This is a genomic window from Stenotrophomonas sp. C-A (assembly GCF_054030835.1).
In genome coordinates this window covers 4,599,021-4,620,674 of record NZ_CM132916.1, presented here as the reverse complement: position 1 = coordinate 4,620,674, position 21,654 = coordinate 4,599,021, and the positions used below count along the sequence as shown (strand labels likewise).

The following is a 21,654-nucleotide window of genomic DNA, read 5'->3' as shown; positions in this document are numbered from 1 at the left end:
ACGTGCACGGTTATTACATCAGGATGTCGTTGATCCGTTTCAAGCAACGAATCGGCACTCATCTGGCAATCGCTCTCATGCTGGGTGCGGGGGTAGGGATCACCACCGTGATGCTCTCCATTGTTCTCCAGGCATCGTCGGATCCCGCACCAGGCCGGAGCTCCGCATTGTTCCGCCCGTACCTTGACGCGCGTCCAGATGCCCTGCGCAGTGGTTCCCCGGATCCTGGACAGGCACTGACCTGGCCAGATGCGAAGGCGCTTCTGGGCCAAGGCGGGACGTGGAAACAGGCAGCAATGGCAGGGGGGGCGGTGACGCTCTCCCGGCCGGGAGAGTCCAGCGCAAGGCTGCGTGCGAGGTTCGCTACGTCGGAAGTCTTCAGTGTGCTTGGCATTGCCGTTGTTCAAGGACGGGCATGGACCGCCGAGGAGGGGCATGCTGCGAGTCGAATCGTGGTGCTTTCGCGTGCGCTCGCCTCGCGTGAGTGTGCACAGGACTGTGTTGGTCATCGGTTGGAACTGGGCAGGCGCAGCTATACCGTTGTGGGTGTCGCGGAGGACTGGCATCCGGTGCCGATGTTTCAGGGAGATCTCACACGCCGGCCGTTTGTGGAACCTGACGAGATCTACCTGCCGGTTGAGACCGCAATCGCAGACAGGCTGACTGTTGTGGACGGGACGGCGATCTGGGGGGGGGGACCAGGACACGGATCCTGCAGGGGCCAACGTGTCATGGCTTCAATTGTGGGCGTGGCTGCCCACTGCGGATGATGTCGCCGCCTACCGTGCGAATCTGAATGCCTATGCACAGGCAAAGGGTCTTCGGATCGAACCAGGCACCCAGCAGGTGGCACTCTGGCCTTTGATGGATTGGCTGGACAGGCTGGGATTGGTTCCAGAGCGGGCCAGGATGCAGCTTCGGCTGTCACTGATCCTTCTCGGTGTGTGCATCGTCAACGCGGCGGCGCTGCTGAGCTTCAGTCTGGGGCGCCGTCGGCGGGAGCTCGCGATACGACGTGCACTGGGCGCGCGACGCCGGGACGTGTTCATCCAGCTCATGTGGGAATCCATCGCGGCGGGAGCCGCAAGCAGTGCGCTCGCTGTCGTCACCTATATGCTGGGAATCCGGGTGGTTGCTGCGGGAGACGTTCTGCCCAGCGCGATAACCGCGATGCATGCTGGGGCATTGCTGATGGCCGCTGGCCTGGGAGTCGTCACGACGTTGCTCTGTTCATTGGTCCCGTCGTTTGAAATCTGCAGGGTCAGCTCCCTGTCGAATGCCTTTGCGAAGGGGGCTGCCTGAAATGTTCGAATCGATGAGGGAGATCCGACGGCATTTGGGAAGCGCCGCACTACTTGCAGTGCAGGCAGCGCTTGCAAGCCTGGCATGTGCGTTCGCACTGCAATCCGCGCTGGACAGCTTCGCCAGATTGAACACCGGGAGCATCCGGGAGGCAGCATCGATTGGTGTGGTCAGGGTATCCGATGTTGAAGAAGGCGCGGATGCAGCAGTGCAGCGGGCAGACCTGTCCGCGATCCGGCTGCCCGGTGTTCAGGACACGGTTGTGAGCGACTCTGTTCCGTTCGGAGGAAGAGCCCATCGATACGGCGTATGCACCAGTGAGTCGGCCATGGTGTATTCGATGAATGCGGGTACGACAGACGTTGCCGGATGTGATCGCATTCCCGTGGTAACTGCAAGCTCTGGTCTGCTGGCGATTCTGGGCGCGGGAATCGTCCTGGGGCGGGACGCCATGGAGGACGACATGGTTGAAGGCACTCCGGTGGTGCTGATCAGTGAATCGCTGGCTGCCCGACTGTTCGGAACGGAGAGTGCTGTTGGCCGCCGCCTGTATTTCGGCCCCGGCAGCAGCCGGGTCATCATGGGCGTATTTGCCTCTGTTGCTGGACCGGCACCAGGAGGTAATGAGCGGGACTCGCAGTGGGCGCTACTTCCGGGCCTCCCCATGGGCGCCAGTCGCTACTATCTGGCGAAGTGGAGGTCGGAGGTTGATCGTTCATCGCTTGATCGTACTGTCGATGCGCTGCAGCGGCCTTATCGGATCGTGACTCCGGCCGGTGTCGAGACCCTGGCGGGATATCGCGACGCCTACGTCAAAGCTGATCGCTTTGCTACGACCGTGCTCGCGGTCATGACGGCCGTTGTTCTCGGTGTGCTGATGGCCGGCGTTTCCGGAGTTGTAGGCGCGTGGCTTGACCGGCGCCGGTACTCCATCGGGGTTCGACGGACATTAGGTGCTCGCAGGTCCGTGATCTTCGCCGAAATCATGTTCGAGGTTTCACTGTTCACCACGCTGGGCGCCCTGCTCGGCGCGTTGTCGTTGCAGTGGGTAGGAGCGCCGCAGGACGGCATCACAGGTTCACCGTGGTTCTCGATATCGAGCGCTGTCGTGCTGGTGATGGCGGCGTGCTTGACTGCACTTGTACCCCGGGCCCTGCGAATCGCCAAGGAGCCGCCCTTGGCCTTGCTGAAGCCCCTGTAGCCCATTCATCCTGTCACCCAGCTCCACCTGCGACAAAGTGAAGCAGCGCGTCACCCGGTCGCATCCCACCTTAACGAAATCCTCCTAAAGTGGTCCGGTATCCCACCGGTCACAGGCAGGAGGCGTCCCTTGGACGCGTTGTTGTTGTCCCGGATCCAGTTCGGATTCGTCATCAGTTTCCACGTGCTGTTCCCCGCCTTCACCATTGGCACGGCCAGCTGGCTGGCCTTCATCGAATGGCGCTGGCTGCGCACGAAGTTGCCCGTGTGGCGCGAGCTGTATTTCTTCTGGCAGAAGATCTTCGCGGTGTCGTTCGGCATGGGCGTGGTCAGCGGCATCGTCATGGCCTTCCAGTTCGGCACCAACTGGCCGCGGCTGAGCGAGGTGGCCGGCACGGTCATCGGCCCTCTGCTGACCTATGAGGTGTTGACCGCGTTCTTCCTGGAAGCCAGCTTCCTCGGCGTAATGATGTTCGGCTGGGGCCGGGTCTCACCGCGCCTGCATTTCCTGTCCACCTGCATGGTGGCGCTGGGCACGCTGTTCTCCACGTTCTGGATCCTGTCGTCCAACAGCTGGCTGCATACGCCGGCCGGTTACGAGATGGTCAACGGTATCGTGCATCCGGTCGACTGGTGGCAGGTGGTGTTCAACCCGTCCTTCCCGTACCGGTTGGCGCACATGGCGCTGGGCTCGTTCATCACTACCTGTTTCGTGATCGGTGGTGTGGGCGCGTGGTACCTGCGCAAGGGCACGCACGTGGAAGCGGGTCGGCGCATGCTGATCGCGGCGGTGGCGTTCGCCGCACTGACCGTGCCGGTGCAGATCTTCGTCGGCGACATGCATGGCCTGAACACGCTCAAGCACCAGCCGATGAAGATCGCGGCGATGGAAGCGCACTGGCATGAAACCAAGGAAGGCGAGGGCGTGCCGCTGGTGGTGTTCGCGCTGCCGAACGAGAAGGAAGAGCGCAACGATTTCGAGGTTGCCATCCCGAAGCTGGGCAGCGTGATCCTCACCCACAGCCTGGACGGCACTTTCGATCCTCTTACCTCGGTACCCGCCAGCGAGCGGCCGCCGGTGACGCCGGTGTTCTTCGCCTTCCGCATCATGGTCGGGCTGGGCACGCTGATGCTGTTGCTGGCCTGGGTGTCGGCCTTCCAGTTCTGGCGGAAGAAGCTGCTGGATTCGCCGTGGCTGCTGCGCGGCTGGAACTGGATGCTGCCCAGCGGCTTCATCGCGCTGCTGTCGGGTTGGTTCGTTACCGAGATGGGGCGCCAGCCGTGGGTGGTGTATGGCGTGCTGCGCACCGCTGATGCAGTGGGCCCGCAGAGCGCGTGGATGACCGCGCTGTCGCTGGGCGTTTACGTGGTCGGTTACGCGTTCGTGTTCGGCTGGGGCATCTGGTACCTGGTGAAGATCCTGCGCCATGGGCCGCAGCCGTACGCCGAAGGGCCGTCGCTGGACCACGGCAGCCATACCCCGGCACGCCCGCTGTCGGCCGCCGACGAACCGCTGGAGGAGCGCTGACATGGACCTGATGACCTGGCTGCCGGTGGCATGGTTCGCGGTGATCGGCTTCGGCGTGCTGATGTACGTGGTGCTGGACGGCTTCGTGCTCGGCATCGGCATCCTCGCCCCGTTCGCCGAGGACGAGGAACAGCTGGACCTGATGATGAACACCGCCGCGCCGATCTGGGACGGCAACGAGACCTGGCTGGTGCTCGGTGGCGCCGGCCTGCTGGCGGCGTTCCCGAAGGCGTATGCGGTGCTGCTGTCGGCGCTGTACCTGCCGGTGCTGCTGCTGGTGGTGGCGCTGGTGTTCCGCGGCGTGGCGTTCGAATTCCGCTTCAAGGCGCATCGTTCGCGCCGGCTGTGGAGCGTGGCGTTCGGCCTCGGTTCGCTGCTGGCCACGTTTGCCCAGGGCGTGATCCTTGGCACCCTGGTGCAGGGCATCCCGCTGGTGGACGGTGTCTATCAGGGTGGCCCGTTCGCCTGGTTCAGCCCGTTCGCGATGCTGACCGGTGCCGCACTGGTGGCCGGCTATGCGCTGCTGGGCAGCACCTGGCTGATCCTGAAGACCGAAGGGCGCGTGCAGGCGCTGGCGCGGCAGATGACCCGGCCGCTGGTGGTGGCGGTGATCGCGGCGATGGGCCTGGTCAGCAGCTGGCTGCCGTTCCTCGATTCGCGGTTGATGGATCGCTGGTTCAGCGACGGCAACTTCTGGTGGCTGTCGCCGGTGCCGCTGCTGACCCTGGCGGTAGCCGCCGCGCTGTGGCGCAGTGCCACCCACCCGCGCCGTGACCTGCCGCCGTTCCTGCTCAGCCTGGCCCTGTTCGTACTCGGCTTCCTCGGCCTGGTGCTGGGCATGTGGCCGTATCTGCTGCCACCGTCGATGACCCTGTGGCAGGCCGCCGCGCCGGCGTCGTCGCTGGGCTTCACGCTGGTCGGGCTGGTCATATTGCTGCCGGTCATCCTCGGCTATACGGCGTGGTCCTACCGGGTATTCCGCGGCAAGGTGCACGCCGACACCGGTTACCACTGATCGATTGAAGACGGGGCCTGCGCTTGCCGGGCCCCGTGTTGGGGAATGTGAAACCTGCACACCCCGCGCGGGACGTGCTAGCGTGCGCTCCTTTCCGGCGGCCAGGGGGGCAGCCGGCGACGTCCTGGACGGACGCACGGCTGCAGGAACGGGGGGCCGCCGCGCGTCGCCGTAATGGCTCGTGCCTATCGTTCTCCCGTTGAAGCACCATCGCCAAATGATCGAATTTTCCATCGTCGACTGGGCCGCCTGGGCGCCCGGCCTGAGTGAGCGCAGCCAGTGGCTGGGCTGGGCCGATGCGCCGTACCTGCCGCATGGCGGGGACACGCCGGCGCTGGCCGAAGTGCCGGCGATGCAGCGCCGTCGCATCGAGCGGCTGGGTCGTATGGCGATCCAGGCCGCGTGCTGGTGCGAGGACGGGCAGGGCGCCGACAGTGACGTGCCGCTGGTGTTCGCCAGCCGCCACGGCGACGTGGCCCGCTCGATGGACCTGCTGGGCGCGCTGGTCGGCGACCAGCCGTTGTCGCCGACCGGATTCGGCCTGTCCGTGCACAACGCGATCGCCGCGCTGTATTCCATCGCCCGCGGCCACCGCGGCAACTACCTGGCGCTGGCGGCGGGCCAGGCCACGGTGGAGACGGCCTGCCTGGAGGCCGTCGGCCTGCTTGCCGATGGCGCCCGCGAGGTACGGGTAGTGGTCTACGAGTCGCCACTTCCTGAAATTTACGCGACGTTCGCCGACGAACCCGATCCGTTCTTTGCATGGTGCTGGCGTTTGACCGCTCCGGCAGAGGGCCGGCCGACGCTGTCGCTGCAGTGGCAGCCGGCCGACGGCCAGGCCAGCACTGCGCCCGGCCTGCTGCCGCATGCGCTGGACCTGCACCGGTTCCTGTTGTCCGGCGCGCCGGCACTGGAACACGTGGCCCACGGCCAGCGCTGGTGCTGGAGCCGCCGTGGCTGAGCTGCTGCGCCGCCTCGACCATGCCTGGCGGGTGTTTGGCACCGGCCTCAGCTTCGTCGCGTTTGGCCTGGGCGGGGTGCTGCTCGGCGTTCTGGTGATGCCGGTACTGCTGCTGATGCGTGACCCGGTGGCGCGCCGCCGCCGCGCCCGGCGCGTGGTCCAGGTCGCGTTCGCCAGCCACCTGCGGCTGATGCGCGGGCTGGGGGTGATGACCTACGAGATCGAGGGCGGTGAGCGCCTGCAGCGCGACGGCCTGCTGGTGCTGGCCAACCACCCGACCCTGATCGACGTGGTCTGCCTGATCTCGCTGCTTCCCAACGCCGACTGCGTGGTCAAGCGGGCCGTGGCCTGCAACCCGTTCATGCGCGGTCCGGTGCGGGCCGCCGGCTACATCGCCAATGACGATGGCGCCGGCCTGGTCGATGACTGCGTGGCCGCGGTGCATGCCGGCGGCACCCTGGTCATCTTCCCGGAGGGCACCCGCAGCGTGCCCGGACAGCCGCCGCGGCTGCAGCGGGGCGCGGCCAACATCGCCGTGCGCGGCCGCCTGGACATCACCCCGGTGCGGATCACCTGCAGCCCGCCAACGTTGACCAAGGGGCAGAAGTGGTATCGTGTCCCCTCACGTCGCTTTCACGTTCGGCTGCAGATCGGCGAAGATATCCCGATCGCGCCATTTCTGGCCGAAGACGACTCGCCAAGGGGGGATGCCTTGGCAGCCCGTCGCGTCACCGAGCACCTTTCTCGTTATTTCGACCTGTCTGGAGATCCGAACCGTGCAAGCACTTGAGCACGAGATCAAGGAATTGATCATTTCCTCCCTTTCGCTGGAGGACATCACGCCGGAGGACATCGATCCGACCGCGCCGCTGTTCGTCGAGGGCCTTGGCCTGGATTCGATCGACGCGCTGGAGCTGGGCCTGGCGCTGCAGAAGAAGTACGGTGTGAGCCTCTCGGCCGATTCGGAAGAAACCCGTCGCCATTTCTCCAGCGTGCGCGCGCTCGGCGAGTTCGTCGCCGCCCGCCAGTCGTAACGGTGCCAGGACCTGCCATGACCAAGAATGAACTGTTCGAACGCATCGTCAGCATCCTGACCGACAGCTTCGAGATCGAAACCGCCCGGATCACGCCCGAGGCCCGCCTGTACGACGACCTGGACATCGACAGCATTGATGCGGTGGACCTGATCGTGCAGCTCAAGCCGCTGCTCGGCCGCAACCTGCAGCCGGAAGCGTTCAAGGCCGTGCGTACCGTGCAGGACATCGTTGATGTGGTGCACAGGCTGCTGCCGGACCAGGCAGCCGCCTGACCGCAGCGCCGGCGGCTCCACCATGGCACGCGCACGCACGGTCGTGGTGGCTGCGATCTCGCTGGCCTACCCGGTACTGGTGTACCTGGCGATGGGCCGCTTTGAGCCACGCTGGCTGTCGCTGCTGCTGTTCACCCTGGCCCTGCTGCGCGCGCTGAGTTCGCGCCAGCCGCTGTGGTGGGCCGCAGCGGCTGGCACCGGCTTGCTGGCGGTACTGGCTACCGTGCTCAACCAGGCCCTGCCACTGAAGCTGTACCCGGCGCTGGTCAATGCAGTGATGCTGGCGGTGTTTGGCACCAGCCTGCGTTTCGGCCCGCCGCTGGTGGAACGCCTGGCACGGCTGCAGGAACCGGACCTGCCAGCGTTCGCGGTGGCCTATACCCGCCGCGTCACCCAGGTGTGGTGTGGCTTCTTCGTTCTCAACGGCAGCCTGGCCCTGCTGACCGCGCTGTACGCGTCGGACCGGGTCTGGATGCTCTACAACGGATTGTTGGCGTACGTGATGATGGGCGTGTTGTTCGCAGGTGAGTGGCTGGTGCGGCGGCGGGTGAAGGCGGCGCACGCGCATGGCTGAGTGGATTGCCCTGGACCGGCTGCTGCTGGAGGCGCGGCCGCAGCGCAATGTTGGCGTCTGCGATGGCGAGGTGATCGACCACGCTCGCTTCCGCCAGCGCGTGCTGGCCTGGCGCGCGGCCTTTGCGGCCGCCGAAGGCCGTGACTGGGCCCTGTATTTCGACGATGCCGTGGCCTTTGCTGCGGCGCTGTTCGGCGCCTGGCATGCCGGCAAGCGGGTGTTCCTGGCCGCCGACAACCTGCCGGCCACGCTGCAGGTGCTGCAGCCGCAGGTGAGCGGTTTCGCAGGCGACCTGTCCGCCGATTACCGCCCGCTGGCGGCGCTGGACGCCGCGCTGGACGACGAACTGCAGGCGCTGGACGAGCGCGCCTGCGAACTGTGCGTGTTCACCTCCGGCAGTACCGGCCAGCCGAGCGCGATCAGCAAGCGCATGGACCAGCTGGCGCGCGAGGTGGATGCGCTGCAGGCCGCGTTCGGCGCGCAGCTGGAAGGCGTGCAGGTGCATGGCACGGTGTCCCACCAGCACATCTACGGCCTGCTGTTCCGCGTGCTGTGGCCACTGGCCGCCGGCCGCCTGATCCATCCACGCCGGTTCTTCCATGAAGACCTGGTAGGCGCGCTGGCCGGTACCGACACGGTGCTGGTGGCGACCCCGGCTCACCTCAAGCGCCTGCCCGAGCAGCTCGACTGGGCCAGCCTGCATGGCCGCCTGCGTGCGGTGTTCTCCTCCGGTGGCCCGCTGCCGGAAGACGCGGCGCGGCAGGTGCGGCAGTGGCTGGGCGTGGCGCCGACCGAGGTCTATGGCAGCAGCGAGACCGGCGGTATCGCCTGGCGCTGCTGGGATACCGACCTGCCGCCGTGGCAGCCGCTGCCGGGCGTGCAGTGGCGCATCGAGGACGGCTGCCTGGCGGTGGCCTCCGCGCATCTGGAAACCCCGGATTGGTGGCGTACCCAGGACCGCGTCGAAGCGTTGGCCGATGGCCGTTTCCGCCTGCTGGGTCGCGCCGACCGCATCGTCAAGATCGAAGAACGCCGCGTTTCGCTGGATGCGCTCGAACGCGCGCTGCGCGAAGACGCCGAAGTGGACGACGTGCGCGTGCTGGTCCTGCCCGGCCAGCGCGAGCAGCTGGCGGCCGTGGTGGTGCCGGCCGACCTGGCGCTGCTGGAGGGCGGTGACGCCGCGCGCCGCGCGCTGGGCCAGCGCCTGGGCGCGCGCCTGGCACAGGCACATGACGCGGTCACCCGGCCGCGCCGCTGGCGGCTGGTGCCGACGCTGCCGATCAACGCACAGGGCAAGGTCACCCAGGCGGCGCTGGCAGCGCTGTTCCAGCCACTGATGCCAGTGCCGGTCTGGGACCGCCGCGACGCCGCCAGCGCCACCCTGCGCATGACCCTCGACCCGGCGCTGCGGCCGTTCCAGGGCCACTTCCCGCAGGCGGCGATCCTGCCCGGCGTGGCGCAGCTGGACTGGGCAGTGCGTTTTGGCCGCCAGATGTTCGCGATGCCGGCAGCGTTCCTGCGCATGGATGCGGTGAAGTTCCAGCATGTGGCCCGCCCGGGCGATGAGCTGACCCTGCAGCTGGACTGGGACGCCGCACGCAACGTGCTGGCCTTCCGCTACACCTCCAGCCACGGTGTGCATGCCAGCGGCAAGGTGGTCTTCGCCGATGCGGACTGATCCGGCCGTTGCCAGTGCCGCGTTCGCGCCACTGGTGGTGATCCCCGTCTACGACCACGAGCACGCCATCGCGGCAGTGGTCGACGGCGTGCAGGCCGCCGGCCTGCCGTGCCTGCTGGTCGATGATGGCTCGCATGAGGCGTGCGCGAATGCACTGCGCTCGCTGGCACAGCGCCAGGGCGTCGACCTGCTGCGCCTGGACATCAACCAGGGCAAGGGCGGGGCAATGCTGGCCGGTTTCGCCGAAGCCGGTGCGCGTGGCTACAGCCACGTGCTGCAGATCGATGCCGATGGCCAGCACGACACCGCTGACCTGCCACGCTTCATCGAAGCGGCGCGCGCCCATCCCGAGGCGGTGATCTGCGGCATTCCGGCCTACGACGCCAGTGTTCCGAAGGCGCGCCTGTACGGGCGCTACGCGACCCACATCTGGGTCTGGATCAACACGCTTTCGCTGCACCTGCGCGACACCATGTGCGGCTTCCGCGTGTATCCGCTGCCGGCGGTGCTGCGCCTGATCGATGAAGAGACCATCGGCCGCCGCATGGATTTCGATACCGAGGTGATGGTGCGCCTGTACTGGCGGCAGCTGCCGGTCGAGCACCTGGCCACGCGCGTGACCTATCCCGCCGATGGCGTGTCGCACTTCGATGTGTGGCGCGACAACGTGCGTATCAGCCGCATGCATACCCGCCTGTTCTTCGGCATGCTCTGGCGCGCACCTCGCCTGCTGTGGCGCCGCCTGCGGGGGCGGCACTGAGATGGCGGCCGCGCAGGGTGCCCCGCACTGGGCCGACATCGGCGAATCGACGTCGGTGGCCGGCGTGCTGTTCCTGTGCTGGGTGCACCGCTGGTTCGGGCGCTGGCCGTTCCGCCTGTGCGTGTGGCCAGTGGTGGCCTGCCATTGGCTGGGCAACCGTGTAGGGCGCCAGGCCTCGATGCAGTACCTGCAGCGGCTGCAGGCGCACAGCGGCGCGCTCGGTCGCACGCCGACACGGCGCGACAGCCTGCGCCATTTCTTCGCCTTCGCCGACACGATGCTGGACAAGATCCTCGGCCTGGGCGGGCGCTATCCGGCCGAACGCATCCACCTGCATCGTGACCTGGTGCTGGAGAAGATCGCGCGCCGCGAAGGTGGGCTGATCCTCACCGCGCACATCGGCTGCCTGGAACTGTGCCAGGTGCTGGCCGAACAGGTGCAGGGGTTCCGCATCACCGTGCTGGTGCACACCGCGCATGCGCAGCGCTTCAACCGCCTGCTGCAGCGCTTGGACCCGCTGGCGGCGGTGGAACTGGTGCAGGTCACCGAGATGGGCCCGGCCACGGCGGTGATGCTGGCCGAGCGCGTGGCGGCCGGTGGCTTTGTCGCCATCGTCGGTGACCGCACGCCGGTGCAGGGCGGTCGCAGCGTCACCGCCGATTTTCTCGGCCACCGGGCGCCGTTCCCGATCGGCGCCTACGTGCTCGCCGCCGCGCTGGGCTGCCCGGTCTACACCATGGCCTGCCTGCACCAGGGCGAAGGCTATCGCGTGGCGTTTGAACAGTTCGCCGAACGCATCGTGCTGCCGCGTGGCTCACGCGATGCGGCACTGGCCGAACAGGCACAGCGCTTCGCGCGCTGGCTGGAACTCCAGGTCATCCAGTCCCCGTTGGACTGGTTCAATTTCTTCCCCTTCTGGGATCAGGCTCCGCATGACGACTGACGCCGTACCCGTGTGCCGCTTTGGCGATGCACCGTTGACCATCGAAGACGTGGTTGCCCTGGCCCAGCGCCAGCGCGAGGCCGCGCTGAGTGAGGCGCCGGCGTTCCGCGCGCACATCCAGCGCGGTGCCGACTTCCTCGACCGACTGCTGCGCGAGGATGGCGTGATCTACGGCGTGACCACCGGCTACGGTGACTCGTGCACGGTGAACATCCCGCCGGCGCTGGTGGCTGAACTGCCGCACCACCTCTACACCTACCATGGTTGTGGCCTGGGTCGTTACCTGGACCCGGTCGAGACCCGTGCGGTGTTGGCCGCGCGCCTGGCCTCTCTGGTGCGCGGCATGTCCGGTGTCAGCGTGCCGCTGCTGGAAGGCCTGGCCACCCTGCTGCAGCACGACGTGCTGCCGATGATTCCGGCCGAAGGCTCGGTCGGTGCCAGTGGTGACCTGACCCCGCTGTCGTACGTAGCGGCGGTGCTGTGTGGCGAGCGCGAGGTGCTGCACGACGGCCGCGTGCAGCCGGCGGCCGAGGTGCTGGCCAAGATCGGCATGACCCCGCTGAAGCTGCGGCCGAAGGAAGGCCTGGCGATCATGAACGGCACCGCGGTGATGACCGGCCTGGCCTGCCTGGCCTGGCAGCGCGCCGATTACCTGGCCCGCATGGCCACGCGCCTGACCGCGTTCAACGTGCTGGCCAGCGACGGCAACGCGCACCACTTCGATGTGACCCTGTTCGCGGCCAAGCCGCACCCGGGCCAGGGCCGCATCGCTTCGCGCCTGCGCAGCGACCTGCACAGCGAGCGCCCGCCGCGCAATGAACAGCGCCTGCAGGACCGCTATTCGCTGCGCTGCGCGCCGCATGTGATCGGCGTGCTGGAGGACAGCCTGCCGTTCCTGCGCCAGCTGATCGAAACCGAATTGAACAGCGCCAACGACAATCCGCTGATCGATGCCGATGGCGAGCGCATCCTGCATGGCGGCCACTTCTACGGCGGCCACATCGCGTTGGCGATGGACACCCTGAAGAACACCGTGGCCAATGTTGCCGATCTGCTCGACCGGCAGCTGGCACTGGTGGTGGATGCGCGCTACAACCATGGCCTGCCGGCCAACCTGTCGGCGGCCACCGGCCCGCGCGCGGCCATCAACCATGGCCTGAAGGCGCTGCAGATCAGTGTTTCGGCGTGGACCGCCGAAGCGCTGAAGCAGACCATGCCGGCCAGCGTGTTCTCGCGTTCCACCGAATGCCACAACCAGGACAAGGTCAGCATGGGCACCATCGCCGCGCGCGACTGCCTGCGGGTGATCGAACTGACCGAACAGGTGGTGGCGGCGATGCTGATCGCCGCCCGCCAGGGCCTGGCGCTGCGCGAACGGGTTGGCCTGAACGCGCAGCTGCATGGCAGTCTGGCCGACATGTACGCCGACCTGGGGCAGCGCATCGCCCTGGTTGAAGAAGACCGCGCGCTGGATCGCGAACTGCGGGAACTGCTGGTGGAGATCCGCGCGCAACGTTGGGAGCTGTATGCCGGTGAATGAGGCCATTGAACGGGTTGGCGAGATTGCGTTGACTCCCGCCTTCCATGACTGCGACCCGATGAACGTGGTCTGGCATGGCAACTACTTCAAGTACTTCGAGATCGCGCGCTGCGCGTTGCTCGGGCGCTACGACTACGACTACCCGCAGATGCTCGAATCGGGCTACCTGTGGCCGGTGGTCGATGCACGGGTGAAATATGTGCGCCCGCTGCTGTTCAACCAGGCCCTGCGCGTGATCGCGCGCATCGTGGAATGGGAGAACCGGCTGAAGATCGAGTACGAGATTCTCGATGCGGAAAGCGGCCAGGTGCTGACCCGCGCGATGACCATCCAGGTCGCGGTGGACGCGGCCAGCAAGGAAATGCTGTACCAGTGCCCGCCGGTACTGTGGGAACGCCTGGGAGTGCCTGCGCCGTGACGATGCTTGCCCGTGTTTCGAGCGTGCTGCTGTGCGCGCTGCTGCTGGCGGCCGTACCGCGTGTACGGGCGGCCGACCCCGCCGTCGATGCGGTCACCCAGGCGGTGGCGCGGCCCGACGTGCTGCGTGGCCAGTTCAGCCAGGAAAAACAGGTCAGCGGCTTCAAGAACCCACTGCGCTCGCAGGGCCGGTTCGTGGTCGCGCGCCAGCACGGCGTGATCTGGACCACGCTCAAGCCCTTCCCTTCTGAAGTGGTGGTCACTGCCGACCGCATCCTCAGCCGCCAGCGCGATGGCAGCACCCGCGTCGAGCTCGACGCGCGGCAGCAGCCGGCGATGCGCTCGGTCAACGCGATCATGTTCGCGCTGATGAGCGGCGACGTGCAGGCGCTGTCCAGCCAGTTCAATGTTGCTGCCAGCCGCGAAGGGCAGGGCTGGCGCCTGCGCCTGACACCGAAGTCGGCAATGCTGGCCAAGGCCTTCGAATCGCTGACCTTGCAGGGTGACCGCTATGTGCGCCAGGTGGAGATCGTCGAGGCCAACAAGGACCGCACGCAGATCCAGTTCAGCGCGTTGAGCGAGGCCCCGGCCACGTTGAACCCCGATGAGGCACGCCGCTTTGAGTGAGGCCGTGGCATCGAACGCACCGGACCGGTTGCGGCGCTGGTGGCATTGGCTGGGCATCGCCTGGCTGCTGGTGCTGCTGGTGATGGGCGCGCAGCAATGGCGCCTGTGGAGCCAGGAGTCGCGGATCGACACCGATATCCTCGCCCTGCTGCCGCAGGACGCGCATGACCGCCTGTTGAGCGACGTCACCCGGCGCATCGCCGATGGCAGTTCGCGGCAGGTGGTGGTGCTGCTCGGCAGCAAGGACAGCGCGGCCGCCAAGCGCGCGCAGGCGGCCTTTGCGGCGGCCATGGCCAAGGACGCCGACCACGCCTTGTTGGTGCCCAGTGGTTCGATCGAAGGCTGGTTCGATGAGGCGCGCGCGTTCTACGCGCCGTACCGCGACCGCCTGCTGACCCCGGCCCAGCGCGAGCAGCTGCAGGGCAGTGAACCGGGCGCGTTGGCCGAGCAGGCGCTGGCTGCACTGTACGGCCCGATGGGCGCGCCGCGCCTGACCGACTGGCGACAGGACCCGCTGTCGCTGTGGCCGCAGTGGTGGCAGCAGCAGGCGCAGGGTTCGGGCCTGCGCCTGGGCGATGACGGCCTGCTCGAGGCCGAGGGCAAGCATTGGGCGGCGCTGCAGTTCGATACGCCGGGTTCGGCGTTCCAGCTCGATGGCGAGCGCCATCTTGATGGCCTGCTGGAGCGGGCCGGAAAGGCGGCCAAGACCGCAGCGCCGGAGCTGGAAATCCTGCATGCCGGCGTGCCGCTGCATGCCGAGGCCGCCGCGGTGCAGGCCAATCAGGAGATCAACACCATCGGGTGGGGTTCGCTGGCGGCGGTGCTTCTGCTGGTGTGGCTGGCATTCCGCTCGCTGCGGCCGATCCTGCTGGTCGCCGCCTCGCTGCTGATCGGCTGCGGCGTGGCGCTGGCGGTGACCGTGCTGGTGTTCGGCAAGGTGCATGTGCTGACCCTGGTGTTCGGCGCGTCGCTGGTGGGCGTGGCCGAGGACTACGGCATCCACTGGTTCGCCTCGCGCCAGGCCGAGCCGGCCGATCGCCGCTGGAAACTGCTGAGGCACCTGTTGCCGGGCCTGTGGCTGGCCCTGCTGACCAGCGCGCTGGCCTATCTGGCGCTGGGCCTGGCGCCGTTCCCGGGCCTGCGCCAGATGGCGCTGTTCTCGGTGGTCGGCCTGGCCGCCGCCTTCCTCACGGTGATCTTCTGGTTCCCGTGGCTGGATGGTGGCGAGATCCGCCAGACCCGTTTCTCGCAGTGGCTGGGCAATACGCTTGAGCGATTCCCGCGCCTGCACGGCCGCCGCCCGGTGGCGATCTTCGTGGTGGCCGCGCTGGCGCTGTCAGCGGTGGGCATCGCGCGCCTGCACAGCAACGACGACCTGCGCAGCCTGCAGTCGTCGCCGCCGGCGCTGATGGCCCAGCAGATCCGCCTGAGCCAGCTGCTGGGCATGCCCAGCCCGGCGCAGTTCTACCTGGTGCAGGGCGCGGATGCCGCGCAGCTGCTGCAGCGCGAGGAAGCACTGACCGAGCGCCTGCGTGTACTGGCCAACGACAAGCGCATTGGTGGCTATCGCGCGATCAGCGATTGGCTGCCGTCGCCGGCGCGCCAGCAGGCCGATGCCGCGCTGACCGCGAAGGTGGAACCTGGCGTGCTGTCGGCCGTGTCCGAGGCCGTGGGTGAACCGCTGCAGCGACCGCAGTTCGCCGCCGCGCCGCTCACCGCTGAAGCCTTCCTGGCCTCGCCGGCGTCGCAGCCGTTCCGTCACCTGTGGGTGGGTGAGGTCGGCGGGCAGATGATCAGCGTGGTGATGGTCGATGACCTGTCACGCGCCGATGCACTGACGACCCTGCGTGGCGCGGCCGAGGGCCTGCCGGGCGTGCGCTGGGTCGACCGCACCGCCGATTTCTCGCAGCTGCTCGGCCACTATCGCAAGCTGATGGGTGGGCTGCTGCTGGTCGGCATTGCACTGGTGTTCGGTGCGCTGTGGTTGCGCTACCGCCGCCAGGCCTGGCGCGTGTTTGCCCCGACCCTGATCGCCGGCGCGCTGACCCTGGGCCTGCTGGGCCTGTTCGGCCAGCCGCTGCAGCTGTTCAACGTACTGGCACTGATGCTGCTGCTGGGCATGGGCATCGACTACGGCATCTTCCTGATCGAGCACCGTGGCGATGCCAGCGCCTGGCTGGCGGTGTGCGTGGGTGCGGCCAGTACCTGGCTGTCGTTCGGTCTGCTGGGCCTGTCGCAGACCCCGGCGCTGCGCGCGTTCGGCCTGACCCTGCTGTTCGGCATCGGCCTGGTCTGGCTGATCTCGCCGTTGTTCCGGCCGCCGCCGCATGACCTGCCGCCCGCCTGAACCTGTCTTCCGACTTCCTTCTTTCCACCTGATCGAGCAACAAGGACGCACCGATGAATACTGCTGTGGATGCTGTCGAACGTACTGAGATCCTGATCATCGGTGCCGGCCCGGCCGGCTCCGTGGCCGCGGCGATGCTGCGCCAGCAGGGCCGCCAGGTGCTGATGCTGGAACGCCAGCAGTTCCCGCGCTTCTCCATCGGCGAAAGCCTGCTGCCGCAGAGCATGGAATACATCGAAGCGGCCGGGCTGCTGCAGGATGTGGTCGAGGCCGGCTTCCAGTACAAGAACGGCGCCGCCTTCGTGCACGGCGAAGCGCGCACCGCGTTCGATTTCAGGAAGAAGTTCTCGCCAGGCTGGGGCACTACCTACCAGGTGCAGCGCGCCGACTTCGACAACGTGCTGGCACGCGGTGCCGAGCGCATGGGCACCACGCTGCGTTTCGGTGATGAAGTGTTGTCGGTCGAACCCGGTGAACAGCCCACGGTGAACGTACGCCGCCCGGATGGCAGCGAATACCGCATCGAGGCCGATTTCATCCTCGATGCCTCCGGCTTCGCACGCCTGCTGCCGCGCCTGTTGCAGCTGGAGTCGCCGTCCAACTTCCCGGTGCGCGGCGCGATCTTCTGCCACGTGCGCGACAACATTCCGGCCGAAGCGGACTTCGACCGCAACAAGATCCTGATCACCACCCACCCCGAGCACATCGACGTCTGGTACTGGACGATTCCGTTCTCCAATGGCTGCTGCTCGCTGGGCGTGGTTGCCGAACCGTCGTTCTTCGAACGCTACGAGGGTGACGACCTGCAGAAGCTGCAGGCCATCGTCGGCGAGGACCCCAACCTGACGCGCCTGCTGGCCAACGCCGAATGGGCGGTGCTGCCGGTGCGCCGCATCACCGGCTACTCGGCCAACGTCAGCTCGCTGTGGGGCCCCGGCTACGCGTTGCTGGGCAACGCCGGCGAGTTCCTCGACCCGGTGTTCTCGTCCGGTGTGACCATCGCCTTCAAGTCCGCGCAGCTGGCCAGCGAATGCCTGGCGCGCCGCTATGCCGGTGAAGCCGTCGACTGGGAAGCTGAATTCTCGATCCCGCTGCGTGCCGGCGTGAAGACCTTCCGCCGCTTCGTCGAAAGCTGGTACGAGGGCGGCTTCCAGAAGATCATCTACCACCCGCAGCAGCAGCCCGAAGTGCGCGACATGATCAGCTCCATCCTGGCCGGCTACGCCTGGGACACCAACAACCCGTATGTGGCCGACGAAAGCGGCCGCCGCATGCGCGTCCTGGAGCAGCTGTGCAGCGCGTGATCGCCCGTACCGCAGCACTGCTGCTGTGCCTGCTGCTGGCCGCCTGTGCCGGCCGCATGCCCAAGCCGCAGGTGGAGCTGCCGCCGCTGCGCCTGTCACCGGCCAGCCTGCCGGCGCCGCTGGCCCTGCAGCAGCAGCTGCATTTCCGCTTCGGCAGCCATGAACGCGATCTCGACGCACTGCTGGAAGCCGACACCCAGCAGGTACAACTGGCGGTGCAGGCGATGGGCCAGACCGGTGTGCGCCTGCAATGGGACGGCCGACAGCTGACCCAGCAGCGTGCGCCGTGGTTGCCGCCGCAGGTGCGTGCCGAGCGTGTGCTGGATGACCTGCAGTTCGCGCTGTGGCCGACCGCCGCCATCGCTGCCGCGCTACCGGCCGGCTGGCAGGTCAGCGATGACGGCCAGCAGCGCAGCCTGTCGCGCGATGGCACGGTGTGGCTGCTGCTGCAGCGCCTGGACGATGGCAGCGTGCAGCTGGACAACCGTGCCGAAGGCTATGCGCTGCGCATCGAATCGATCGATATGGCCGGGCAGGACCGATGAGTGCACCGATCTACCTGAACGACCTGGGCGTGGTCTGCGCGCTCGGCGATGGCCGCGCCGCTGTCGCGTCGGCGATGTTCGCCGACGTGCCGGGCGGGCTCAGCGACAACGACAGCCTGCTGCCGGGGCGCACCCTGGCGCTGGGAGAGGTCCGCACGCCGCTGCCGGCGCTGGAAGACCTGCCGGTGGCCCTGCGCGGGCGCAACAACGCCCTGCTGGACGTGGCGCTGGCGCAGATCGCACCGGCGGTGGCCGCGGCGATTGCCCGCCATGGTGCCGAGCGCGTGGCGGTGGTGCTGGGCACCAGCACCTCGGGCATCGGTGAATCCGAGCAGGCCCTGCGCAGCCACGCCGAGCAGGGCCAGTGGCCGCAGGGCTTCGATTACGCCCAGCAGGAAATGGGCACCGCCGCGCAGTTCGTGCGCCAGCGCAGCGGCGCAGAGGGACCGGCGTGGACCCTGTCCACGGCGTGTTCGTCCAGTGCCAAGGCACTGATGTCAGCCGCGCGCATGCTGCGCGCCGGCATCGTCGATGCGGTGATCGCCGGTGGCGCCGATTCGCTGTGCCGCTTCACCGTGGCTGGCTTCAGCGCGCTGGAATCGGTGTCGGCGTCGCGTTGCAACCCGTTCTCGCAGCACCGCGCCGGCATCAACATCGGTGAAGGCGCCGCGCTGTTCCTGCTCACCCGCGAGCCCGGCCCGGTGTGCCTGGCCGGGTGGGGCGAATCGGCCGACGCGCACCACATGTCCGCTCCCGACCCGCAGGGGCTGGGTGCCATCGACGCGCTGCAGCAGGCGCTGCTGCGCGCAGGCTGGGGCGCCGACGAAGTGGATTACGTGAACCTGCATGGCACCGCCACCGGCCACAACGATGCGATGGAAAGCCTGGCGGTCTCGCAGGTGCTGGGCAACAGCGTGCCAGCCAGTTCGACCAAGCCGCTGACCGGGCACACGCTGGGTGCCTCGGGCGCGATCGAGGCCGCGCTGTGCTGGATCCTGCTGGCCGAGAACCCGCAGCAGCAGCTGCCGCCGCACTGGTGGGACGGCGTGGCCGACCCCGCGCTGCCGGTGTTGCCGCTGGTCGCACCGGCCACCCGCCTGGCGCAGCCGCCGCGACGGGTGCTGAGTAATTCGTTCGCTTTCGGCGGCAGCAACGCCGTGCTGGCACTGGAGCGTCGATGAACACGCTGTACGCAATCGAAGACGTGGTGCCGCACCGCCAGGACATGTGCCTGCTGGAGCGCATCATCCGGTGGGACCCGGACACACTTGAGGCCGAACTGGTGGTGCCCGAGGCCGGCCTGTTCGTGGAGAACGGCGAAGTGCCGGCGTGGGTCGGCATCGAATACATGGCGCAGGCCATCGCGGCCTGGGCCGGCTGCCGCGCGCGTGCGGCCGGCAAGCCGCCGCAGCTGGGCTTCCTGCTCGGCAGCCGCCGCTACAGCAGCGCGCGCAGCAGCTTCCCCGCCGGTTCGCGGCTGCGCGTACAGGCGCGCTGCGAGTTGTTGGGTGACAATGGATTGGGGATGTTCGCCTGCCGCATCCTGGCAGGTGAGGACGAATGGGCGACAGCCAACGTGTCGGTATTCGAACCGGCCGACGCGATGGCCTATCTGGAGAGTGGACAGGCATGACAGGGAATCGAAGCGTGCTGGTGACCGGCGCCAGCCGGGGCATCGGCCGGGCCATCGCGCTGCGCATCGCGCGTGATGGCTTCGACGTGGTGGTGCATTGCCGCAGCCGCCTGGAGGAGGCACAGGCCGTGGTGGCCGAGATCCATGCACTGGGCCAGCAGGCCCGCGTGTTGGCCTTCGACGTGGCTGACCGCGAGGCCGCACGCGCCGCGCTGGAGGCCGATGTCGAGGCGCATGGCGCGTACTACGGCGTGGTCTGCAACGCCGGCATCGCCCGTGATGGTGCTTTCCCGGCACTGTCGGCGGAGGATTGGGACCAGGTCATCCACACCAATCTGGATGGCTTCTACAACGTGCTGCATCCGCTGATCATGCCGATGGTGCGTCGGCGCAAGCCGGGCCGCATCGTCACCCTGTCGTCGGTGTCCGGGCTGGCCGGCAACCGCGGCCAGGTCAACTACAGTGCCGCCAAGGCCGGCATCATCGGTGCCACCAAGGCCCTGGCGCTCGAACTGGCCAGCCGCCAGATCACCGTCAACTGCGTGGCCCCGGGCCTGATCGAGACCGAAATGCTCAACGATGAAGTGATCGAGCACGCGCTCAAGCTGATTCCCGCCGGCCGCGTCGGCCGCCCCGACGAAGTGGCGGCCACGGTGGCGTTCCTGCTGTCCGAGCCGGCCGGCTACATCACCCGCCAGGTGATCTCGGTGAACGGGGGCATGCTCTGATGGCCGCCGATCGTCGCGTGGTGGTTACCGGTGCTGCCGCCATCAGTCCGCTTGGCCACGACTGGCCCACCATCGAAGCGCACCTGCGCAGCTGCCGCAATGCCGTGCGCACGATGCCCGAATGGGATGTCTATGCCGGCCTGAACACCAAGCTGGCCGCGCCGGCGCAGGACTTCGAGCTGCCGCCGAACTACAACCGCAAGACCACCCGCTCGATGGGCAAGGTCGCGATCATGTCGGTGCGCGCCACCGAGGTGGCGCTGCGCGAAGCCGGCCTGCACGAGCATCCAGTACTGCGCAGCGGCCGTACTGGCGTGGCCTACGGCTCCTCGTCCGGTAGCCACGAGGCCACCGGCGAATTCGGCCGCATGCTCAACGAATTCACCACCGAAGGCATCAGTGCCACCACCTACCTGAAGATGATGAGCCACACCGCGCCGGTCAACATCGGTGTGTTCTTTGGATTGTCCGGGCGCGTCTACACCACCTCCAGCGCCTGCACCTCGGGCAGCCAGGGCGTGGGCGCGGCCTATGAAGCGATCCGCAGCGGCAAGCAGACGGTGATGGTGGCCGGCGGTGCCGAGCAGCTCGATGCCACCGCTGCGGCGGTATTCGACACCCTGTTCGCCACCAGCGTGCGCAACGATGCGCCGCAGACCACGCCGCGCCCGTTCGATGCCGGCCGCGATGGCCTGGTGCTGGGTGAGGGCGCCTGTACGCTGATCCTGGAAGACCTGGAGCACGCGCAGGCGCGCGGTGCCACCATTCTTGCCGAGGTGGTCGGCTACGGCACCAACAGCGACGGCCAGCACGTCACCCAGCCCAGTGCCGACACCATGGCCCAGGCCATGCGCCTGGCGCTGGAGGATGCAGGCCTGGAGCCGGCGCAGATCGACTACGTCAACGCCCACGGCACCGCCACCGATCACGGCGACATCGCCGAGACCCAGGCCACCGCGCAGGTGTTCGGCAGCCGCATGCCGATCAGCTCGCTGAAGAGCTATGTCGGCCACATGCTCGGCGCCTGTGGTGCGTTCGAGGCCTGGATGAGCATCGAGATGATGCGCGCTGGCTGGTTCGCGCCCACCCTGAACCTGGCCGAGGTCGACCCGCGCTGTGGCCAGCTCGACTTCATCACCGGCCAAGGCCGCGAACTGCAGGCCGAGTACGTGATGAGCAACAACTTCGCCTTCGGCGGCATCAACACCTCGCTGGTGTTCCGTCGCTGGCGCGAGTGATCCAC

General features: G+C 67.7%; 23 protein-coding genes. All 23 read left to right on the top strand.

From position 1 onward, the window contains the following. Positions 1-23 precede the first annotated feature (23 nt). Positions 24-770: an ABC transporter permease gene (locus ACW5IY_RS21420; protein ID WP_457327245.1), complete on the top strand. Its 747-nt coding sequence runs from the start codon at positions 24-26 to the stop codon at positions 768-770. Further along, positions 727-1,302 carry an FtsX-like permease family protein gene (locus ACW5IY_RS21415; RefSeq protein WP_239682858.1) on the top strand — a complete coding sequence of 192 codons (576 nt, stop codon included), beginning with the start codon at positions 727-729 and terminating at the stop codon, positions 1,300-1,302. The genes ACW5IY_RS21420 and ACW5IY_RS21415 overlap by 44 nt, the downstream gene beginning before the upstream one ends. Before the next feature lies 1 nt (position 1,303). Then, positions 1,304-2,503, top strand: coding sequence for an ABC transporter permease (locus tag ACW5IY_RS21410; RefSeq protein ID WP_049435996.1), 1,200 nt, complete (start codon positions 1,304-1,306; stop codon positions 2,501-2,503). A 129-nt stretch (positions 2,504-2,632) separates the two neighbouring features. Next, complete coding sequence (locus tag ACW5IY_RS21405) at positions 2,633-4,030, top strand: cytochrome ubiquinol oxidase subunit I (RefSeq protein WP_049435995.1); 1,398 nt, start codon at positions 2,633-2,635, stop codon at positions 4,028-4,030. 1 nt (position 4,031) lies between these two features. Beyond that, positions 4,032-5,045 carry a cytochrome d ubiquinol oxidase subunit II gene (gene cydB / locus ACW5IY_RS21400; protein WP_010482330.1) on the top strand — a complete coding sequence of 338 codons (1,014 nt, stop codon included), beginning with the start codon at positions 4,032-4,034 and terminating at the stop codon, positions 5,043-5,045. 217 nt (positions 5,046-5,262) lie between these two features. Further along, positions 5,263-6,006, top strand: a complete 744-nt coding sequence (locus ACW5IY_RS21395) for a beta-ketoacyl synthase chain length factor (protein ID WP_049435994.1) — start codon at positions 5,263-5,265, stop codon at positions 6,004-6,006. Continuing rightward, a complete protein-coding gene (locus ACW5IY_RS21390; protein ID WP_049435993.1) occupies positions 5,999-6,796 on the top strand; it encodes a lysophospholipid acyltransferase family protein in 798 nt (265 codons plus the stop codon). The genes ACW5IY_RS21395 and ACW5IY_RS21390 overlap by 8 nt, the downstream gene beginning before the upstream one ends. Then, positions 6,783-7,040, top strand: a complete 258-nt coding sequence (locus tag ACW5IY_RS21385) for a phosphopantetheine-binding protein (RefSeq protein ID WP_005411610.1) — start codon at positions 6,783-6,785, stop codon at positions 7,038-7,040. The genes ACW5IY_RS21390 and ACW5IY_RS21385 overlap by 14 nt, the downstream gene beginning before the upstream one ends. A 17-nt stretch (positions 7,041-7,057) precedes the next feature. Then, positions 7,058-7,315: an acyl carrier protein gene (locus tag ACW5IY_RS21380; RefSeq protein ID WP_006402206.1), complete on the top strand. Its 258-nt coding sequence runs from the start codon at positions 7,058-7,060 to the stop codon at positions 7,313-7,315. A gap of 22 nt (positions 7,316-7,337) precedes the next feature. Then, entirely contained in the window at positions 7,338-7,889 is a 552-nt protein-coding gene (locus ACW5IY_RS21375) for a COG4648 family protein (RefSeq protein WP_049436063.1), read from the top strand. After that, positions 7,882-9,567 (top strand): AMP-binding protein, encoded by a 1,686-nt coding sequence (locus ACW5IY_RS21370; RefSeq protein WP_197638490.1) that lies wholly within the window; start codon positions 7,882-7,884, stop codon positions 9,565-9,567. Before ACW5IY_RS21375 ends, ACW5IY_RS21370 begins: the two co-directional genes overlap by 8 nt. Further along, positions 9,557-10,327 carry a glycosyltransferase family 2 protein gene (locus ACW5IY_RS21365; RefSeq protein ID WP_049435989.1) on the top strand — a complete coding sequence of 257 codons (771 nt, stop codon included), beginning with the start codon at positions 9,557-9,559 and terminating at the stop codon, positions 10,325-10,327. Before ACW5IY_RS21370 ends, ACW5IY_RS21365 begins: the two co-directional genes overlap by 11 nt. Before the next feature lies 1 nt (position 10,328). Next, positions 10,329-11,270: an LpxL/LpxP family acyltransferase gene (locus ACW5IY_RS21360; RefSeq protein WP_049435988.1), complete on the top strand. Its 942-nt coding sequence runs from the start codon at positions 10,329-10,331 to the stop codon at positions 11,268-11,270. Next, a complete protein-coding gene (locus ACW5IY_RS21355; RefSeq protein ID WP_049435987.1) occupies positions 11,260-12,810 on the top strand; it encodes an HAL/PAL/TAL family ammonia-lyase in 1,551 nt (516 codons plus the stop codon). The genes ACW5IY_RS21360 and ACW5IY_RS21355 overlap by 11 nt, the downstream gene beginning before the upstream one ends. Then, positions 12,797-13,228: an acyl-CoA thioesterase gene (locus ACW5IY_RS21350; RefSeq protein WP_043034444.1), complete on the top strand. Its 432-nt coding sequence runs from the start codon at positions 12,797-12,799 to the stop codon at positions 13,226-13,228. Before ACW5IY_RS21355 ends, ACW5IY_RS21350 begins: the two co-directional genes overlap by 14 nt. Positions 13,229-13,230: 2 nt before the next feature. Next, a complete protein-coding gene (locus tag ACW5IY_RS21345; protein WP_192840215.1) occupies positions 13,231-13,854 on the top strand; it encodes an outer membrane lipoprotein carrier protein LolA in 624 nt (207 codons plus the stop codon). Further along, positions 13,847-16,201 carry an MMPL family transporter gene (locus ACW5IY_RS21340; protein ID WP_049435985.1) on the top strand — a complete coding sequence of 785 codons (2,355 nt, stop codon included), beginning with the start codon at positions 13,847-13,849 and terminating at the stop codon, positions 16,199-16,201. Before ACW5IY_RS21345 ends, ACW5IY_RS21340 begins: the two co-directional genes overlap by 8 nt. A gap of 53 nt (positions 16,202-16,254) precedes the next feature. After that, positions 16,255-17,505, top strand: coding sequence for an NAD(P)/FAD-dependent oxidoreductase (locus ACW5IY_RS21335; protein ID WP_049435983.1), 1,251 nt, complete (start codon positions 16,255-16,257; stop codon positions 17,503-17,505). After that, positions 17,493-18,050, top strand: coding sequence for a DUF3261 domain-containing protein (locus ACW5IY_RS21330; protein ID WP_049435982.1), 558 nt, complete (start codon positions 17,493-17,495; stop codon positions 18,048-18,050). Before ACW5IY_RS21335 ends, ACW5IY_RS21330 begins: the two co-directional genes overlap by 13 nt. Beyond that, positions 18,047-19,231, top strand: a complete 1,185-nt coding sequence (locus tag ACW5IY_RS21325) for a beta-ketoacyl-[acyl-carrier-protein] synthase family protein (RefSeq protein ID WP_049435981.1) — start codon at positions 18,047-18,049, stop codon at positions 19,229-19,231. Before ACW5IY_RS21330 ends, ACW5IY_RS21325 begins: the two co-directional genes overlap by 4 nt. After that, a complete protein-coding gene (locus tag ACW5IY_RS21320) occupies positions 19,228-19,683 on the top strand; it encodes an ApeP family dehydratase (protein ID WP_049435980.1) in 456 nt (151 codons plus the stop codon). The genes ACW5IY_RS21325 and ACW5IY_RS21320 overlap by 4 nt, the downstream gene beginning before the upstream one ends. After that, positions 19,680-20,411, top strand: a complete 732-nt coding sequence (locus ACW5IY_RS21315) for a 3-ketoacyl-ACP reductase FabG2 (RefSeq protein ID WP_006401885.1) — start codon at positions 19,680-19,682, stop codon at positions 20,409-20,411. The genes ACW5IY_RS21320 and ACW5IY_RS21315 overlap by 4 nt, the downstream gene beginning before the upstream one ends. Continuing rightward, entirely contained in the window at positions 20,411-21,649 is a 1,239-nt protein-coding gene (locus tag ACW5IY_RS21310; protein WP_049435978.1) for a beta-ketoacyl-ACP synthase, read from the top strand. Before ACW5IY_RS21315 ends, ACW5IY_RS21310 begins: the two co-directional genes overlap by 1 nt. Positions 21,650-21,654: the final 5 nt, after the last annotated feature.

What these genes read in the sequence shown, in the direction of transcription:
- ACW5IY_RS21325 (WP_049435981.1), top strand. Translation starts at nt 18,047, where the DNA reads ATGAGTGCACCGATCTACCTGAACGACCTGGGCGTGGTCTGCGCGCTC.
- ACW5IY_RS21335 (WP_049435983.1), top strand. Translation starts at nt 16,255, where the DNA reads ATGAATACTGCTGTGGATGCTGTCGAACGTACTGAGATCCTGATCATC.
- ACW5IY_RS21350 (WP_043034444.1), top strand. Translation starts at nt 12,797, where the DNA reads ATGCCGGTGAATGAGGCCATTGAACGGGTTGGCGAGATTGCGTTGACT.
- ACW5IY_RS21380 (WP_006402206.1), top strand. Translation starts at nt 7,058, where the DNA reads ATGACCAAGAATGAACTGTTCGAACGCATCGTCAGCATCCTGACCGAC.
- cydB (WP_010482330.1), top strand. Translation starts at nt 4,032, where the DNA reads ATGGACCTGATGACCTGGCTGCCGGTGGCATGGTTCGCGGTGATCGGC.
- ACW5IY_RS21320 (WP_049435980.1), top strand. Translation starts at nt 19,228, where the DNA reads ATGAACACGCTGTACGCAATCGAAGACGTGGTGCCGCACCGCCAGGAC.
- ACW5IY_RS21355 (WP_049435987.1), top strand. Translation starts at nt 11,260, where the DNA reads ATGACGACTGACGCCGTACCCGTGTGCCGCTTTGGCGATGCACCGTTG.
- ACW5IY_RS21420 (WP_457327245.1), top strand. Translation starts at nt 24, where the DNA reads ATGTCGTTGATCCGTTTCAAGCAACGAATCGGCACTCATCTGGCAATC.
- ACW5IY_RS21410 (WP_049435996.1), top strand. Translation starts at nt 1,304, where the DNA reads ATGTTCGAATCGATGAGGGAGATCCGACGGCATTTGGGAAGCGCCGCA.
- ACW5IY_RS21370 (WP_197638490.1), top strand. Translation starts at nt 7,882, where the DNA reads ATGGCTGAGTGGATTGCCCTGGACCGGCTGCTGCTGGAGGCGCGGCCG.
- ACW5IY_RS21360 (WP_049435988.1), top strand. Translation starts at nt 10,329, where the DNA reads ATGGCGGCCGCGCAGGGTGCCCCGCACTGGGCCGACATCGGCGAATCG.
- ACW5IY_RS21310 (WP_049435978.1), top strand. Translation starts at nt 20,411, where the DNA reads ATGGCCGCCGATCGTCGCGTGGTGGTTACCGGTGCTGCCGCCATCAGT.
- ACW5IY_RS21375 (WP_049436063.1), top strand. Translation starts at nt 7,338, where the DNA reads ATGGCACGCGCACGCACGGTCGTGGTGGCTGCGATCTCGCTGGCCTAC.
- ACW5IY_RS21365 (WP_049435989.1), top strand. Translation starts at nt 9,557, where the DNA reads ATGCGGACTGATCCGGCCGTTGCCAGTGCCGCGTTCGCGCCACTGGTG.
- ACW5IY_RS21315 (WP_006401885.1), top strand. Translation starts at nt 19,680, where the DNA reads ATGACAGGGAATCGAAGCGTGCTGGTGACCGGCGCCAGCCGGGGCATC.
- ACW5IY_RS21395 (WP_049435994.1), top strand. Translation starts at nt 5,263, where the DNA reads ATGATCGAATTTTCCATCGTCGACTGGGCCGCCTGGGCGCCCGGCCTG.
- ACW5IY_RS21345 (WP_192840215.1), top strand. Translation starts at nt 13,231, where the DNA reads ATGCTTGCCCGTGTTTCGAGCGTGCTGCTGTGCGCGCTGCTGCTGGCG.